The organism is Chryseobacterium sp. FR048, from assembly GCF_056844665.1.
In genome coordinates this window covers 395607-412164 of the sequence record NZ_JBXDSE010000001.1, presented here as the reverse complement: position 1 = coordinate 412164, position 16558 = coordinate 395607, and the positions used below count along the sequence as shown (strand labels likewise).

At 37.0% G+C, this 16558-nt stretch carries 16 protein-coding genes; 9 read left to right on the top strand and 7 right to left on the bottom strand.

The window, feature by feature from the left end; all coding sequences use genetic code 11:
* Positions 1-158: 158 nt before the first annotated feature.
* The 5 genes from kbl (at position 159) to gldG (ending at position 5646) form a co-directional block, all read left to right on the top strand.
* The gene (kbl, locus tag AC106K_RS01860; protein ID WP_482443155.1) at positions 159-1355 is read left to right on the top strand and encodes a glycine C-acetyltransferase; all 1197 of its coding nucleotides are present in this window, start codon (positions 159-161) and stop codon (positions 1353-1355) included.
* Positions 1356-2036: 681 nt separating this feature from the next.
* Positions 2037-2552: a hypothetical protein gene (locus tag AC106K_RS01855; protein ID WP_482443154.1), complete on the top strand. Its 516-nt coding sequence runs from the start codon at positions 2037-2039 to the stop codon at positions 2550-2552.
* A 93-nt stretch (positions 2553-2645) separates the two neighbouring features.
* Complete coding sequence (locus tag AC106K_RS01850) at positions 2646-3197, top strand: CopD family protein (protein WP_482443153.1); 552 nt, start codon at positions 2646-2648, stop codon at positions 3195-3197.
* 45 nt (positions 3198-3242) lie between these two features.
* Positions 3243-3971: an ABC transporter permease gene (locus AC106K_RS01845; protein ID WP_482443152.1), complete on the top strand. Its 729-nt coding sequence runs from the start codon at positions 3243-3245 to the stop codon at positions 3969-3971.
* Between the two features lie 4 nt (positions 3972-3975).
* Positions 3976-5646, top strand: coding sequence for a gliding motility-associated ABC transporter substrate-binding protein GldG (gene gldG / locus AC106K_RS01840; protein ID WP_482443151.1), 1671 nt, complete (start codon positions 3976-3978; stop codon positions 5644-5646).
* 54 nt (positions 5647-5700) lie between these two features.
* Here gldG and AC106K_RS01835 read toward each other — a convergent pair whose 3' ends face one another.
* The 5 genes from AC106K_RS01835 to AC106K_RS01815 all read right to left on the bottom strand — a co-directional run bounded on the left by AC106K_RS01835 (position 5701) and on the right by AC106K_RS01815 (position 9595).
* Positions 5701-6066: a helix-turn-helix domain-containing protein gene (locus tag AC106K_RS01835; RefSeq protein WP_482443150.1), complete on the bottom strand. Its 366-nt coding sequence runs from the start codon at positions 6064-6066 to the stop codon at positions 5701-5703.
* A gap of 60 nt (positions 6067-6126) precedes the next feature.
* Positions 6127-7365, bottom strand: coding sequence for a serine hydrolase domain-containing protein (locus AC106K_RS01830; protein ID WP_482443149.1), 1239 nt, complete (start codon positions 7363-7365; stop codon positions 6127-6129).
* A gap of 185 nt (positions 7366-7550) precedes the next feature.
* Positions 7551-8369 (bottom strand): DUF2314 domain-containing protein, encoded by an 819-nt coding sequence (locus AC106K_RS01825; RefSeq protein WP_482443148.1) that lies wholly within the window; start codon positions 8367-8369, stop codon positions 7551-7553.
* Positions 8370-8416: 47 nt separating this feature from the next.
* Positions 8417-9055 (bottom strand): hypothetical protein, encoded by a 639-nt coding sequence (locus tag AC106K_RS01820; protein ID WP_482443146.1) that lies wholly within the window; start codon positions 9053-9055, stop codon positions 8417-8419.
* 111 nt (positions 9056-9166) lie between these two features.
* Positions 9167-9595 carry a DUF4268 domain-containing protein gene (locus tag AC106K_RS01815; protein ID WP_482443145.1) on the bottom strand — a complete coding sequence of 143 codons (429 nt, stop codon included), beginning with the start codon at positions 9593-9595 and terminating at the stop codon, positions 9167-9169.
* Between the two features lie 505 nt (positions 9596-10100).
* Here AC106K_RS01815 and AC106K_RS01810 point away from each other — a divergent pair.
* The 3 genes from AC106K_RS01810 to AC106K_RS01800 all read left to right on the top strand — a co-directional run bounded on the left by AC106K_RS01810 (position 10101) and on the right by AC106K_RS01800 (position 11887).
* Entirely contained in the window at positions 10101-10508 is a 408-nt protein-coding gene (locus AC106K_RS01810) for an RrF2 family transcriptional regulator (protein WP_482443143.1), read from the top strand.
* A gap of 112 nt (positions 10509-10620) precedes the next feature.
* A complete protein-coding gene (locus AC106K_RS01805) occupies positions 10621-11508 on the top strand; it encodes a sulfite exporter TauE/SafE family protein (protein ID WP_482443141.1) in 888 nt (295 codons plus the stop codon).
* An 88-nt stretch (positions 11509-11596) separates the two neighbouring features.
* On the top strand, positions 11597-11887 hold the full coding sequence (locus AC106K_RS01800; RefSeq protein WP_047095522.1) for a putative quinol monooxygenase: 291 nt from the start codon (positions 11597-11599) through the stop codon (positions 11885-11887).
* A gap of 187 nt (positions 11888-12074) precedes the next feature.
* Here AC106K_RS01800 and AC106K_RS01795 read toward each other — a convergent pair whose 3' ends face one another.
* Positions 12075-13361, bottom strand: coding sequence for a T9SS type A sorting domain-containing protein (locus AC106K_RS01795; RefSeq protein ID WP_482443140.1), 1287 nt, complete (start codon positions 13359-13361; stop codon positions 12075-12077).
* Between the two features lie 174 nt (positions 13362-13535).
* Positions 13536-14318 carry a T9SS type A sorting domain-containing protein gene (locus tag AC106K_RS01790; protein WP_482443138.1) on the bottom strand — a complete coding sequence of 261 codons (783 nt, stop codon included), beginning with the start codon at positions 14316-14318 and terminating at the stop codon, positions 13536-13538.
* 97 nt (positions 14319-14415) lie between these two features.
* Here AC106K_RS01790 and AC106K_RS01785 point away from each other — a divergent pair, with 97 nt between their 5' ends.
* Entirely contained in the window at positions 14416-16551 is a 2136-nt protein-coding gene (locus AC106K_RS01785; protein ID WP_482443136.1) for a TonB-dependent receptor plug domain-containing protein, read from the top strand.
* Positions 16552-16558 lie beyond the last annotated feature (7 nt).

Here is a 16558-nt window from a genome sequence, read left to right as displayed (position 1 = left end):
ATTCTTAAATTTTGAACAAATATAAATATTATCCTACTAAATTTGTAGACTAATAATGTTAAAAGTGAATACAGAATCAATTTTTTAGAATTAAGCGTATAAAAGGTTTTATTTTACTGCCTTTTTAGTAAATTAGCACATCAAAAAAATTACCAAAAATGATCTCTGAAAAATACCTTCAACATTTACAGAACGAACTTCAGAATATTGAGAATGACGGACTTTACAAAAGAGAAAGAATCATCACTTCTCAACAGAGTGCAGAAATAGAAGCCAACGGAAAAAAGCTTTTAAACTTCTGTGCGAATAATTACCTGGGATTATCCAACAATCCTGAAGTAATGAAAGCTTCTCAGGACATGATCCAGTCCCACGGATACGGAATGTCATCTGTACGTTTCATCTGCGGAACTCAGGATATTCATAAGGAACTGGAGAAAAAGATCGCTGATTTCTTAGGTCTTGAAGATACAATTCTTTATGCGGCAGCTTTTGATGCAAACGGTGGTGTTTTTGAACCGTTGTTTACAGAAGAGGATGCTATTATTTCAGATGAACTGAACCACGCTTCTATTATTGATGGAGTACGTCTGTGTAAAGCAGCAAGATATAGATATAAAAACAATAATATGGCTGATCTGGAAGCTCAGCTGATCGCGGCTTCTGAAAAAAATCACCGTTTCAAAATTATTGTAACAGACGGAGTATTCTCTATGGACGGTATTGTTGCAGACTTAAAAGGAGTTTGTGATCTTGCGGACAAATATGATGCTTTGGTAATGGTAGACGATTCTCACGCAACCGGTTTCATCGGAAAAACAGGTCGTGGAACTCATGAAGCTAATGAAGTAATGGGTAGAGTAGACATTATCACTTCTACACTAGGAAAAGCTTTAGGAGGTGCTTTAGGAGGATTTACTTCCGGGAAGAAAGAAATCATCGATATGCTGAGACAGCGCTCAAGACCTTATCTGTTCTCGAATTCATTAGCTCCTGGAATCGTTGGAGCTGCTTTGAAAGTATTGGATATGATCTCTGACGATACATCTCTTCGTGATCAGGTAATGGCCAATGCAGACTATTTCAGAACAGAAATGAAAGCTAAAGGTTTTGATATTCCTGATGGTGACGCTGCTATTGTTCCGGTAATGCTTTATGATGCACCACTTTCTCAGAAAATGGCTGAAAAGCTGATGGATGAAGGAATCTATGTAATCGGGTTCTTCTATCCGGTAGTACCGAAAGGAAAAGCGAGAATCAGAGTACAGCTTTCTGCCGCTCATACAAGAGAGCATTTGGATAAGGCAATTGCAGCTTTTGAAAAAGTAGGAAAAGAATTAGGAGTTATTTCTTAAGATAAAAAAGTTCTACGTTTGTAGCATAAAAACAGGATTTCTTTGAATATAAGAAGTCCTGTTTTTTTATGAAAAGAATATTCATGTTTATATTAACCATCATGAAGAAAGGATAGCTCAGGGATCATGCTCAAAAGCTGTGGTAAAACAATTGAATACCGATTGATTATTCTAAATTTTATAGCCGCAAAGAATTAGTGATTCGAATACTTTATTTTAGGAGGCTAAATAATACAATTTCGTCGCTGATGAAGCTTTGTGACTATGCGTTCACTTCTTCAGATCGTTTGAAAATCGATCCCTTCTTAGCTCACTTAAAATAAAACATACACCAACATGAAGCTTTGCGTGAAACCCTATATTGGCTTATTCAGGGGGATTGGGAATAGTGTGATCATCAATAAAAATTAAAATACATTGAAAATATATCAATAGTAAAATGATTGTTAGTATTTATTCTAGTAATTAAATTAAAACAGTTGAAAAAATACTATTGCTGAATAGTTGATAATATAATATATTTGAAACACTAATTCTAATAACCGTTTTGTGAAAAAAAAATTACTTCTTTTAGCTTTTTTTAGCTTTTTTACAACAATTTATGCTCAATCTGATTACAAATCAATACTTACTGTAAGTGCTTTTACTCCTTTTCGTGACCAACGTTATAACGTAGGTTATATGCGGAAAATAAATGAAAGATGGTGGATTGGAGGTGAACTGGGATATGGAACCGACAAAATAACTCCCGTAAGTATTGGCAATTTTGAAGGAAAAAACAGAATTTTTGAGATAAAACCGGAAGTCTTTTACAGCCTGGCTCCTCAATCAAGATTGAAACATTTTGTATCTGCAGAAGCCTTCTATTTGCAACAAACAGGAAAAGATGTTTCAGGAATGTATTATGACGAAAATAATGTTTACTATTCTTTTAGTTCAGCAGATTATAAAAGAACCAAATATGGATTAAATATCAACTACAGTATTTTGATTCATAAAGAGTCTTCATGGTTTGGCTTTATGCCTAAAATTGGCTTCGGCATCAGGCAGAGAAATGTATCTTATACTAATATGACAGGAAGGGAAGTAGATGATGCTCCCAGAGATGGCCTTCCTTTTGACTATCAATTAAATCGGCAGGGCTCCAATCTGGGTTTCAATTTTAATGTTGATATGAAAATTATTTTCAAATTTTAGAAAATCCCTAATCTTTATTATTTTAAGCTAAAGATTTTAGATTAAATTCTCTTTTTTTCCGAAATAAACTATCTTTGCAAACAAATTTTTAGGATGCTGTATACCATCATCAAAGCTTTGCATATTATCTTCATGGTAAGCTATTTTGCGGGGATTTTTTACCTCGTGAGAATCTTCGTTTATTATAAAGATACCGATGAATTTCCTGAAGAAAAAAAGAAAATTCTGAGAGAACAATATACTTTTATGGCCAGAAGGCTGTGGAATATCATTACCGTTCCGGCGGGAGTCATCATGGCAGTCTGTGGATTGGTCATGATCTTTTTGAATCCGGGTCTGATGAAAATGGGTTGGTTCCATTTAAAACTGACGTTTCTGATCGGTCTTGCAGCTTATCATTACTGGTGCTGGAAAAAAGTCCTTCATTTAAAGGCTTTGAACGGGAATACTTTGCCAATTGCCAATATCAAACTGAGACAGGCAAACGAAATTGCCACATTCATTCTGTTCCTTGTCGTATTTACTGTGATCTTAAAATCTATGGTAATTGAATATTGGTGGCAATTAATTACAGGATTTTTCGTTCTTGTATTTCTGATCATGATGACAGTGAAACTGGTTAATAAAAATAAAAAAAACAAATAATTGTGGAGTAGGATATTCACCTTTTCTACCTTTTACTAAAAAACTATGATTGCAATTTTAAAGAAAGAACTTTGGAGTTATTTCGGAAACTGGAGCGCATGGGTCATTATTGCTGCCTTCAGTCTGATAGCAACCCTTTTCCTGTTCTTTTTCGACAACGATTCTAATATTTTTGAGATCGGAATGGCGTCTCTGCAGAGCTATTTCGTATTGGTTCCATGGCTGCTGATGTTTATCATTCCGGCCCTTTCGATGAAAACTTTTGCGGAAGAGCAACAAACGGGAACGTTGAACTGGCTTTTTTCACAACCTTTAAAAGTTTCTGATCTGGTGGCAGGGAAATTCCTTTCCGTATGGATTGTCGGGATTTTGTGCCTGATTCCTTCTCTGATCTATCTTTATACCGTGTATGTGCTGGGAGTTCCTGCCGGAAATATTGATCTTGGAATGACTTTCGGGAGCTATATCGGATTGATTATTTTAATTGCAGCATTTTCAGGAGTGGGAATTTTAGCTTCTTCCTTATCACAGAACCAGATTATGGCTTATCTGTTGGGCGTTTTCATGTGCTTTATCATGTATTTCGGGATCGAACAGCTTGCAAGCTATAAACTTCTTGGCGGAGCAGATTTTATCCTTCAGAATATAGGTTTTTACCAGCATTTCTTAGGTTTTACAAGAGGGCTTGTAGACTTTAAAGATGTGGCGTATTTTATTCTGGTAATCGGTGCCTCATTAGTATTGTCTAATCATTTCATTAACAAAAAGAAGTAGAATTATGAAGAAGTTCAATGCTAAATCTCCACTGGGAATTTTCTTGTTTGCGATTCTTCCTTTAGTCATTATTCTGGCCTATTCAGGAATCCGATTAGATTTAACCAAAGAAAAAAGATATACCCTTTCTGATAGTACGATCAAAGTGCTGGAATCTGTAAAAAAACCATTGACGGTTGAAGTTTACCTTGAAGGGGACTTTCCGGCAAGCTTTAAGCAGCTTCAGAGTGAAACGAAATTCATGCTTGAAGAATTCAGAAAGATCAATCCGAAAATCGATTTCAAATTTATTGATCCCATCAAGACAAAAATGTCTCAGGATACCCTGATGGCAATGGGAATGCAGCCGTCGATCCTTCCGGACGTGAAAGATGGGAAAATCTCTCAGATCACTCTTTTCCCTTATGCTGTGATCAAATATGGGGATGATGGTGTTTCTATTCCGCTGGTAGTACAGCAGGCAGGTATTGATGCAGATCAGCAGCTTACCAGATCTATTGAAGGATTGGAATACAGCCTTGTTTCGAACATCAAAAATATCGCAGCTGATAAGAAAAAGAAAGTAGGAATTCTGGTGAATCATGATGAATTGAGTCCTGATGAATTCCAGGGATTTGTACATCTGGCGATGGAAAATTATGATGCCGGACCCATCATTCCTAAAAACCAGACAGAGCTTACACTGGAAGATGTTCCATTACTGAAACAAATGAGTGCCCTGGTGATTGCAAAACCGAGAAAAGCCTTTACTGATAACGAAAAAGTAATTCTTGACCAATATATTATGAATGGTGGGAAAACACTTTGGATGATCGATGCTGTAAATGCCGAAATGGATACCCTGACAAGAGCGAAAAAAATAATGCCTTTCCCGGTTGACATCAATATGACAGACTTCTTTTTCAACTATGGGGTAAGGATCAATACAGCCCTGGTAAAAGACGTTAAAAAGTTTGCCTTACTAAGACTGGTAACAGGTGAAGTAAGCGGAAATCCACAGTACACAAGCTTACCTTGGCCTTATTACCCACTTGGAATTGCTGAAAACGATAACCCGATTACAAAAAATATCAATCCTGTAAAATTTGAATTCCCGACTTCCATCGATACACTGGGCGGAAGAAAGAACATTAAAACAAAAGTTCTTTTCGAATCCAGCGAAAGAACATTGCTGAAACAGGTTCCGAATTACGTAGATCTGAAAGAAATTGCAAGTGTAGACAGCCTTGGACAAATGGAAAAACCAAGCACACCAAAAATCTTTGCCGTGTCATTGGAAGGGAAATTCAACTCTGCTTACGCTTCCAGAATTGAAAGAAAATCTTACCCTGGATTTAAAGCTTCCAGCCCGGAAAATAAAATGATCGTGATTGCAGACGGAGATGTGGGAAGAAACAAAGTGATCAAAGGAAAACCGCTTCCATTAGGAGTAGATCTATTGACCAACGAGCAGTTTGGTAATGAGCAGTTCCTTAGAAATGCTTTAGACTACCTTCTGGATGACAGCAACCTGATGGAGCTGAGAAACAGAAATATCGAAGAAAGACTTCTGGACAGACGTAGAATTACCGAAGAGAAATCCAACTGGCAGTGGCTGAATTTATTGCTTCCACTGGCGATAATAGGATTGATTGGAGGATTGTTCTTCTGGCTGAGGAAGAAGAAGTTTGGATAGAATAAAAAAAAGAGAAGCGGATTAGCTTCTCTTTTTTTATATAAGATAAATTATCTATCTATTCTTCAATTTTCTATTCTCCTCCTTCAAAGCTCCCACCTGCTCCTCCAAAACTTTAATATAGCTCTGTAAATTTTCTACAATAGAGTGGGGAATATTATAGTATTGATTAAAATTATTATTTGCAGATTGATCGTTAAAAGTTAAATTATCATTGTTAACCACACGTCCTGGTCTTTCCTCTTTGATCTCTTCTACAGGCACATCAAGCGCTTTAGCCAGTTTTTCCCATTCATCATCATATATTCTTACTTCATCATTCTCTTTTCGGGAATAATTAGATACGTCTGTAGATATAATATTAGACATATATTCTTGGGTATAACCTCTTTGCTTTCTTAGATTTCTTAGCTTTTCCATAATGACTTTTTTATTTGTGTCTTTGTACAAATATAATTAAAAAGGAGTAAAATTTTAAACCTACTTATTGAAAAGGCTCTGATACTTCTCCAGCACATTCCAAATCCCATAAAAAGCATCATTTCCCTTCTTATCAGAAAAATTCGTATTGAAGATCATAACCCTTCCCAAATTATTTTTAGGATCAAAGAACAGCATCGACATGACGCCGGGATCACCTCCCGTATGACCAATATAGCCCGTGTAACCAAATCCCATGAATATTCCTACGTTATAGGATTCGCTGTATGGGTTTTTATCATTTCGTTCTATGAAATTGGAAGCGGTAAGCTGTGGGGTAAAATATTCTTTATAGCTTTTCTGGTTGAGAATGGTTCCTTTTCCGTTGTAGCCTTTAATCAATTCCGTTAAATAATTGCTGAGATCATTGATGTTGGTCATAAATCCACCGTCAGGATAAGTTGCAGTTTGGTAGTAGGGCAGAGGAGTGCTAGGATTTTCATACAATCTGGAGAGTTTTGAAAATTGTATTTCATCAAATGACCAGCCTGAGTCTTTCATTTGTAAAGGGTTCAGAATATATTCTTTGGTAAAATCACTAAAGGTTTTACCCGTTGCCTTTTCTATAATAAAAGCTGCCAGAGCAGTTCCTACATTGGAATACTCATAGATCGTTCCCGGTTGATGTTTTGAAAAACTATCTTTATTCCATTTTCCGGTTGGAGTCAATACATTTTCTAAATAAGTAGCCATGGAAATAATCGAATCAGAGGAATTGAATACCTGTTCATCGTCAAAAGTAAGCTTTAAACCTTTTAAATCTTGCTTGGGTTTCAGAAAATAATTTTTAGATAAATAAAATTCATTATCAAGAATGGAAGAAGTATGGGAGGCCAGATGGCGAATGGTAATTGGTATTTGTGGGAAATTAGGATTCACTACTTTGAAAGGTAAATATTTCTGTACAGGATCATCCAGATTCAGTTTTCCAAGTTCCTGGGCTTTCAGAAGGGCGATTCCTACAAATGTTTTAGAAACAGAAGCAATATTCTGAATCGTTTTTTCAGTATACGGCTTTTTCTCTCTGACATCAGCATAGCCAAATCCTTTCTCATATAAAGTTGATTTTTCATCCACAACAGCAACAGCAAAACCGTTGAATAATCCCTGTTGATAGATCTTATCCAGAGCTACATTCAAAGAATCCTGAACAGGATGATTAGCTTTCCGTAAGCTTTTTATCGAATGACAGGACATCAATGTCCAGGCTATCAGAGTTAACAATATAATTTTCCTCATCTGCTTTTAATAATAAGACATTTAATACCACTTTACTGTTACATATTCATACATTTATTTCAATGTTAAAGATGCTTCTAAATTAAAGATCTGCTTTATCTGCATAGTTTGTGTGCGATTAAAAGATACTATCAAACATCTTATTTAAAATAAAAAAAGAGAAGCACGCACTTCTCTCTATTATTTTATCTTTCCAATACCGGAATTATATGCTCCCATTGAAATTCTTTCGCATAATCCAATGCTGTTTTCCCAGTTCCTGATTGAATATTTTTATCAGCTCCGGCATCCAAAGCAGCTTGTACAATGGTCAGATTTCCGGCAATCGTTTCTCGATGGAGAAGCGTTAGCCCGTTTTCATCCGTTTGATGTACTTCGTCAGGATATTGCTGTAAAAATTTCATGAATTCTTCTTTCATATTTTTACTCATAGGATGCTCAATCAGATTTTCCGGGTTTTCTTTTTGGTTATTGACTACCAGAATATCGTTGTAGTCTCCAAAGTCCAGCTGCCAGGCATCATCATGTTCTCTTCTTTCCGAATCAGACATATCTGCACGCATCTTTTGAATGGTAAATCCTCCATAAGTTTTAGGAAGAGTAGGCGAGGAAGAAGAAAATAATTTAGAAAGTCCTTTTGATTGTTTTGCAGCTGGGGTAATGGCAAAAAGCCAATCGCTGATGTGATTCAAAGGAATTTCAACATAATCGCCAACCTGTATGTTTTGAAGGCTGTGAGGTTCATTGATCAGATAGCCTTTTACATTTTCACCATCAAAAGCCACTTCATTGATCCACATATGTTCTACCAGGTCTTCCCCGGTTTCTTCATCCTGTTCCTGAAAAATAGTTTTTACGCAGGCAAGATCAAGGCCGGGAATTATTCTTCGGTATTCCCAAGACTGTTCGCGCCAAAAATATTTAAAAGTTTCCTGTGCTCTTTGATAAGCTTTATGCATTTCCGGATCATTTCCGTCAGCAAAAAAAATCGAATTGTTTTCCATATACTGTGTTGTGATTAGGTGGCTATAAATAGATATGAAGGGGAATTTTATTTTTGATAGGCTTCTTTTGGGAGTAGCGCTGCAGTTCTGTAATAGCTGATGTCTACCGGGCATTGCTCCTGAAGATCCTGGAAGGTGTCATAGTCATAATGAGCCCAGTTTTCTTCGTGATCAGGATCCGAAGTTTTATCAACAGCAAGCTCCAGCTTTCCGTCTTCCTGATAGCTGCACTCTATAGCGGCGTATGTTTCACCATTTTCATCCGTGGTATACCAGCATTTTACCGTTTTTTCAAGCTGTGGCTCTTCTGTTTCATTGTCAATAACCTGAGAACAAATGAAATTTTCTGGGTCATCCGTTTTAAATACGGTTTTGGAGATCAGAGGCAACTCGTCCACAGAAAGAGAATATAACTTGTTGGTGGAAATAATGAACCCGTCTGTCGTATCTCTTTTCTCAATATCAAAAAAGTCTGACTTTTCTTTCAGGTATTCCAATATCTGCCCCTCATCTTCTCCGTCACTTAGGAAATAGTTGATATTGTATATACTGTCTTCACTGATGAATTCAATTTCTTTAAGGAAATCCGAACCTTCTTCATAATAATACAGATGATATTCACTTAGCTTCACAGCATTGCTTTTGGAGATAACTTCCCCAAAAATGTTTTTGTACACTTTTCTCATTGTTAATCATGTTAGTTAGTTTCTCATCTATTAGTTTAAGTGGTGAAGCAAAGATAAGTTTCTTTTTTTTCTTAACCTTAAGTGTATTATAGTATTATTTTCGTAAGTAAATCAAATATCTTTTATAAAATCCTCATATTCGTAGTAAAACCTTTCAAATCCATCCATTTTGTCAACAAAAAACTCAAAAATTTCCTGCCAGGTATTTTTATTAAAGACAGATACTCCATGTTTTTCTACCCAGATTCTGCTGATCACTTTTCCGTTTTCCAGAGCAAAATGCTCTTCTTTGTGAAATTCGCCGATAAAATCTTTTAAAATATCTTCCAGCGACCAGATCTTCTCATAATAAGCATTGCGGAAGATTTCATCCCTCATTTCTATATCTAATGACACCTCTGCTTTCTTATTGTCTGCAGAAAATTTGAATGCCATATCCTTGACTTTGGTATTATAAAGAATCCACTTTCTCGGAAAAGATTTCCCAAAAGCCGTCCAAAAGTCTTTTTTTAGCTGTTGCGCCTCTTGTTTACTGAACATAGAGCAAACATAATGATTTAATGGGAAAAAGGCAAAAAGGGGGAAGGGGAAAAGGGGGTAAAAGGGCGAAAGGGTGAAAAGGCAAAAAGGCAAATGTGGGACGGGGCTGGGAAGGTGAAGAAGGCAAAGAAGGCGAAGAGAGCTAAGATGGCTTAGTAATAGGAATGGTAATAAGCAAAATTAATCAATGCTAAGGAAGCAAGGATGCAAAGAACTATATTAGGAGATATACTTACCTTTCTATGAAAACTTTTCTCAATAAATCCCGATTATTCCATTACACCAATCTATTTTCCTGCCTTTCTACCTTCTCTTCCCCTCCTCAATTTTCCTAATCTCCCAACTCTCAGACTCTCAAACCTTCTCACCCTTTTACCCTTTCCTCCATTTGCCTTCTTTGCCATCTCAGCTTCCTCAGCCCTATTTGCCCCTTCGCCTTTCCTCTATTTCGCCCTTTCACCTTCCCCCATTTCCCATATAAAACAATTTTCTTATTTTTGCTGTAATGCTTTCAAAAAAATCTCAATATGCGTTTAAGGCACTTTCATATCTTGTAGAAAAAAGAGATGAAGGCCCGATTCTTATTTCCGAAATTGCGGAACACAAAAAAATTCCTTTAAAGTTTTTGGAAAATATTCTGCTTGAACTGAAAAAAGCGGAGATCCTCGACAGTAAAAAAGGCAAAGGGGGAGGCTATTTTTTAAAAGAAAAGCCTGACAATGTAAAACTAGCCAAGATCATCCGTCTGGTAAATGGACCTATTGCGATGCTTCCTTGTGTAAGTCTGAATTTTTATGAAAAATGTGAAGACTGCAATGAAGATCACTGTGGGCTGCACGACGTACTGATAGAAGTTCGGGATGCCTCACTGAATATTTTAGAGAAAAAAACTTTAATGGATCTGGTCGACTGACCCGGTCCTTTTTTTTGAATTAGTAGTCTATCTTTTTGGTAGGATAGTATTTTTATCAGATATTTGCAAAGCTTCAAAGGAAGCGCATATACACTGAAACGAAATATTATTTATGGTTATTTCAAGAAAAATTCAGGTAAGACTCAATGTACTTTTTGTAACCCTTGCATTCTTAGGCATTGCGGTGTTCTCTATGTATGAATTGGGTTATCTGGACGAGCTTTTCGATATTTTAGCAAAAGACAATTATATTTTCTACTGGATGCTGTTAGTAGGCGTTTTTGCCGAAATTGTGGCAGGATCTATGGGAATGGGGTATGGGGTGATCTGCACAACAACACTTTTGCTGCTTAATATTCCGCCTCATATTGTAAGTGCAAGTATCCATTCGGCAGAAAGCTTTACAACAGCGGCGGGAAGTCTCAGCCATGTCAAACTTAAGAATGTAAGTAAAAGTCTGGTGAAGAAGCTGGCCGTTCCGGCAGTCATCGGGGCGATCATTGGGGCTGTTTCTCTGACTTATCTTGGTGAATATTATGCCAAGATCACCAAAACCATCATTGCATTTTATACCTTATATCTCGGTATACAGATTCTTTCGAATGCTTTTAAAGAAAAACAAAGTAAAGCCCTGAAAAGGAAGACCAATCTTACCAGACTCGGAGTGATCGGAGGTTTTATAGATTCATTTGCCGGCGGCGGATGGGGTCCTTTGGTTACCGGTACACTGATCAAAAATGCATTTACCCCAAGATTTGCGGTGGGAAGTTCAACGGTGGCTAAGTTTATCGTGACTATTACCGCAGCTGTCACCTTTTTCTTTACCCTGGGAATTCAGCACTGGAATATTATTCTCGGCCTTTTGATTGGTGGAATCATTACAGCGCCTTTCTCAGCAATGCTTACAGCAAAACTTCCGGTGAAGAAAATGTTTCTGATCATTGGGATGCTGGTGATCATTATGAGTTCTATAACTATTTATAAATCAGTTTTTAATTAAAAAATAAGGCTGATCCGTAAAAATAAAGGCACCAAAAATATATTTGGTTTTGAAAATATTTTACTTTTACACTACTAAATATTAGAACATGAATTTACATATCATTGCACTTTTTAAGTTTAATGAAAATTATCTGATGGAAGCGGTTGAGCTGTTTCAGAAGCTTGTGAAAGAAACAAGAAAAGAAGAAGGTTGCCTGCAGTATGACCTGATTGAGGATAAGGATAATAAAGGAACCTTTTTCCTGATCGAGCTTTGGGAAAGTGTGGATCACCACAACAGACACAATGGGCAGGATCATCTGCTGGACTTCCGTAAAGATGCTTCCAAAATGATGGAGAGCTCAACGGAAGTTTATAAAGGGTTTAAGATATATTAATTAATTTGAGTTCTGCCTACTTCACATCCGGTTTTCATTAAGATCAGAGAAATCTGAAGCCGGAAGATACTGAGGTTTTGTGACAGAACTACTTACATTTTATTAATTCTTCTAAAGATCAAAGGCGGTTTCAATATTCTGAAACCGCCTTTTATTAGAAAAAATAGAAAGTATTAAAATGAAATGGTTATTTTACGATAAGTTTTCTCGTTTCTGAGTGACCACCGTAAGTGATTTTTACTAAATAGTTTCCTGATGTCAGGTGAGAAAGGTTCAGATCCTGTTTGTAGAACCCTGCCTGATTGGTAAGTTCTGCAGTATATACCTGTTTTCCTGTAAGGTCATATACTTCTACATTCCCTTTGTTACCTGTTTTTTCTTTGACATCGAATAAAACTGTGACTTTTTTGTCAGCCGTGGTTGGATTAGGATAAATTCCAAAACTTGCTTTTTTACCGACCTCGGTGATGCCTAGAGTTTCAGTAATTTTTTTGTATTTGAAATACATATTTCCGGTTGATGATCCTTCATTAGAAGTAAAGTACATTCTGTAGTAATCTGATCCCTGCTTGATGTAATATACGGCGTCAGAATACACTCCGGATGTAGGTTTCCAGGAGTGACCAATAGTCGTGATATTGCTTGCAAATGCCGTGTTGGCCGGGATATTGGTGGCTGCTGTTTCCTGTGTTTCAGGACGTACTTTGGCAACAGAGATATTCGGGTTCTGGATGACTCCCGCCATTCTGTATTTCATGGTTTGCGGATTTCCCTGCTGGTCTACATAAGGGTAGTCTGTATAATATCTTGTAAACATGATGTCCCAGTCATTTCTTGGAGGTTCCATTGCAGGAACTTTAGCACCAGTGGTAAATGAGAAATAATTGAAGTAAGCATCATCGGTACCGTTAGCTATCGTTCTGGTTTCAGTAGGTCCCCAGGCAGTTCCGTTCCATTTTGCATATTTGAAAGTATAGCCTCCAAAATAATCATCAATCATGAATTTAAAAGAAGCTCCTGAAGCATATTGCATGATGAAAATGACTTTCCCTACTACGTGGTGATTGATATATTCTCCCCATCCATAGGTAGCAGAACCCTGTTCAAAAGCACCTTCCTGAATATACTTGGTGTTGTCAAGATTAAAAAGTGGTGAACCGTAAGAAGCTACACTGTTGGTGGTGATTGCATCCCAGTCAGAAGGGGTAGTTGATGCTTCATATACCTTTATATCATAAGCGTCATTCACTCTGGTTCCAAAATTGGTAGCAGACAGTCTGTAGAAAGCAACATCCCACGAATTGGCAGGTTGTGATACCATGGCATTGCTGCTAAAGTCAAAAAAGACACGGTTCTGGTAGCTGCTTCCCATAGACATATTCACAGTGGTGTATCCGTTAGCATCCGTTTGCGCCAGTACAGTTTGTTGTACAGACAATGCAAACAGAGAAGTCAAAAGTAATTTTGTTTTCATAACTTATTTTTTTAATCCTTATTTAGAATCCTTCCACAAAAGTATATATATTATTTTTAATCATTCTAAATAAAAACATGATTTTTATCGTGTTTTCTTTAGCTTATGACATAAAAAAGCCGGTAGACAAAGATCTTACCGGCTTTAAGAAGGCTAATAATAGTCTGATCAACCTTATTTTTTGATAAACTTCGACTGGATTGTATTTCCGTCAGCTGTTTCAGCTACAGTATAATAAATCCCCGTTTGTAATCCACTGATGTCAAATAGTTGTCTGTTGAGTTTTCCATCTGCCACTTTTTGTCCTGAAGCAGAGTAGATCCTGAAGTTTTTAGGATCTTTTTTGGTAACAAACACTAAGGCAGTCTGGTCTGCATTTACGGCAAATCTGATCTCATCTGTTGATTTTCTGTAATCGGCAACTCCTAATGTAGACGCTGTATTGTATACGACATCGTCAATAAGAATAGCAGCATGAGCTACATTACCGATAAATTTGAACGCAATATACTGCTGCGATGATGCAGGTACCGTATAGCTTAACGTTTGAATAGTAGTGGAGGTAATATCCACAGCAGCCCCCAGTGGAGTAAAGCCGGACACATCACTGTTGCTAGAAACCAAACCTGCCTGAATAGAACCCGGACCTCCGGAACCAGTGGTAAGGGCTACCTTAAACGACAGTGATTTTGTACCGTCAGGAGCAACGATCTGCGGAGTGATGGCATAAAATGGAACATTCGGTGAGAAGAAAGTATAACCCTGCAGATATTTATTGCCATTCGCGGCATCAGGATATAACCTTTGCCCTGCCGTGACAGCAGACCATCCGTTTTGGGGAAGGGAATTTCCAATACCTGTAGTGAAGGTTTCGAAATTTTCATTGATTGTAGGAACCTGAGCATGCGCTGAGATTGCAGTAAATACTAATGCTCCTAAAAGTAATTTTAATTTCATAACATTATTTTTATTTAGAATTATTCCACAAAAATATATATTTATTTTTAATGATTCTAAATAAAGTTTTATATTTGTCGAAAATTTTTTTCAATATATGAAGAAGAAAGTGCTTACCGTTTTGTCACTGTCGATTGCTTTTTGGATGAATGCCCAGCAGAAGGATTCTCTCAATCAGAAAAATATTGATGAAGTTGTTATAACGGGACAATATACACAGCAATCGATCAGTAAATCGATTTATAAGGTAGAAGTGATTGATGCGCAGCAGATTAAAAATATGGCTGTGACCAATGTGGCCGAAGTTTTAAATCAAAACCTTAATATCTTAATAGAGCCCAATAAAGGTTCCGGAAATTCCAGTGCCAACATTATGGGATTGAGTGGAGCTTATACGAAGATCCTTATTGATAATATTCCTGTGGTAAGTGATGAAGGGCTGGGGAACCTGGTAGACCTTACGAAGATCAACGTTAATAATGTTGAGCGTATCGAAGTAGTAAAAGGAGCAATGGGGGTGGAATACGGAAATAACGCCTTGGCAGGAGTTATCAATATTATTACCAAAAAGAATTATGGTAAAAAAGTAAGCATTCAGGCTTCTTTGCAGGAAGAGACCGTGAATAAAGATTATGATTGGTTTAAAAAAGGGAATGGCCGCCATATTCAGTCTTTGAATTTAGGATATAGAATCAATGACAACTGGTCGGTTGCCGCAGATATTAACCGTAATGATTTTCAGGGATACAAAGGACAGCTTCGGGGCTATAAGTACTTCAGTGAAGGTAATGACGGACTGCGTGGTTATGACTGGCAGCCTAAAGATCAGATTACGACTAACGGAGTCATCCGATACAGTAAAAACAGCACCAGTTTTTATTATAAACTAAACTTCCTTTCAGAAAAGATCAATTATTACAACCCTTTGGTAGAAGAACTGTATCTGGGAGGTGGTAACAGAACCTACACTTCAAAAGATACCGATTACAATACAAAAAGATGGATTCATCAGTTCAACATTCAGACAAAACTGGGAAGAATCAATTATAATGGAGATTTTTCCTATCAGACTCAGGAAAGAAAGTCCCAGCAATATACTTATGATGTTCCCAAAAGACAGGAATTATCAAGAGATCCGAATCTTACTTTTTACAAATCGGATGTGCTCTACTCAAGAGGGATGTTCAGTAATTTTCTAAACAGTGAAAAAATCAACTTTCAGATAGGGTATGAGTTGGACAGAACAAAAGGTTTTGCTGGATCTACTACGTTTGAAAGCAATAACAACGGAAAAAATGTTGAGCGCTCTATATTCAATTATGCCAATTTCTTATCTGCAGAATGGAATGCTACAAACTGGCTTTCTGTACGTCCGGGCGTAAGACTGGCTCTGAGTGATAAATTTGATTCTCAGTATAATTATTCTACCACATTAAGGTTTAAGACGACCGAAAAATCTGATATTCGTTTAGTATTTGGCTCTGCCAACAGATTCCCGACTTACGATGAGCTATTCACCTTTGTGGTTGACAATAACCACGACATCAGAGGGAATGAAAACCTGAAACCTGAAACCGGGTATTCAACAGGGGTATTCTGGGATTATGCCGTGGCAAATTCCAATGACTGGAAATTCAATTTCAGTGCCTCAGGAATGTTTTTAAATGTAAAAGACAGAATTGAGAGCGTGATCGTCAACAATAGCCCTTTACAAATGACCTTTTTAAATGTGGACAATTATAAATCCTTATTATTTGGAGGTGGCGTAAATGTCAGAAAAGGTGATCTTTCTGTAAATGCCGGAGTTTCAGTGATGGGTATTTCTCAGGTTCTCAATACAGGAAATGTTGTTTCTCCTAATGATTACAACTTCTATGCAGAAGCGAATCTGGCTGCCAACTATACTTTGCCTTCTACCAAAACGTTATTTGCCCTTTATTATAAGTATACAGGAACTCAGAAGAAGTATACGCACAGAGGAAATGCACAGGATCCAAAAGACCCGGGACAATATGTATTAGGTGAGATTGGAAGTTTTAATATGTTGAATTTTACAGTGAGCCAGCCTTTCTTTAAAAATCACTTTGAAATCAGTGCCGGGGTGAAAAATATTTTTGATGTTACCAGTGTCAGAAATACAATACAGGCAGGAAACAGCCACAATGCTGCTGCCAGCCAACAAAATCTATTCTATGGCAGAAGCTATTTTGCCAGATTAAACTATAATTTTTAACGGATTA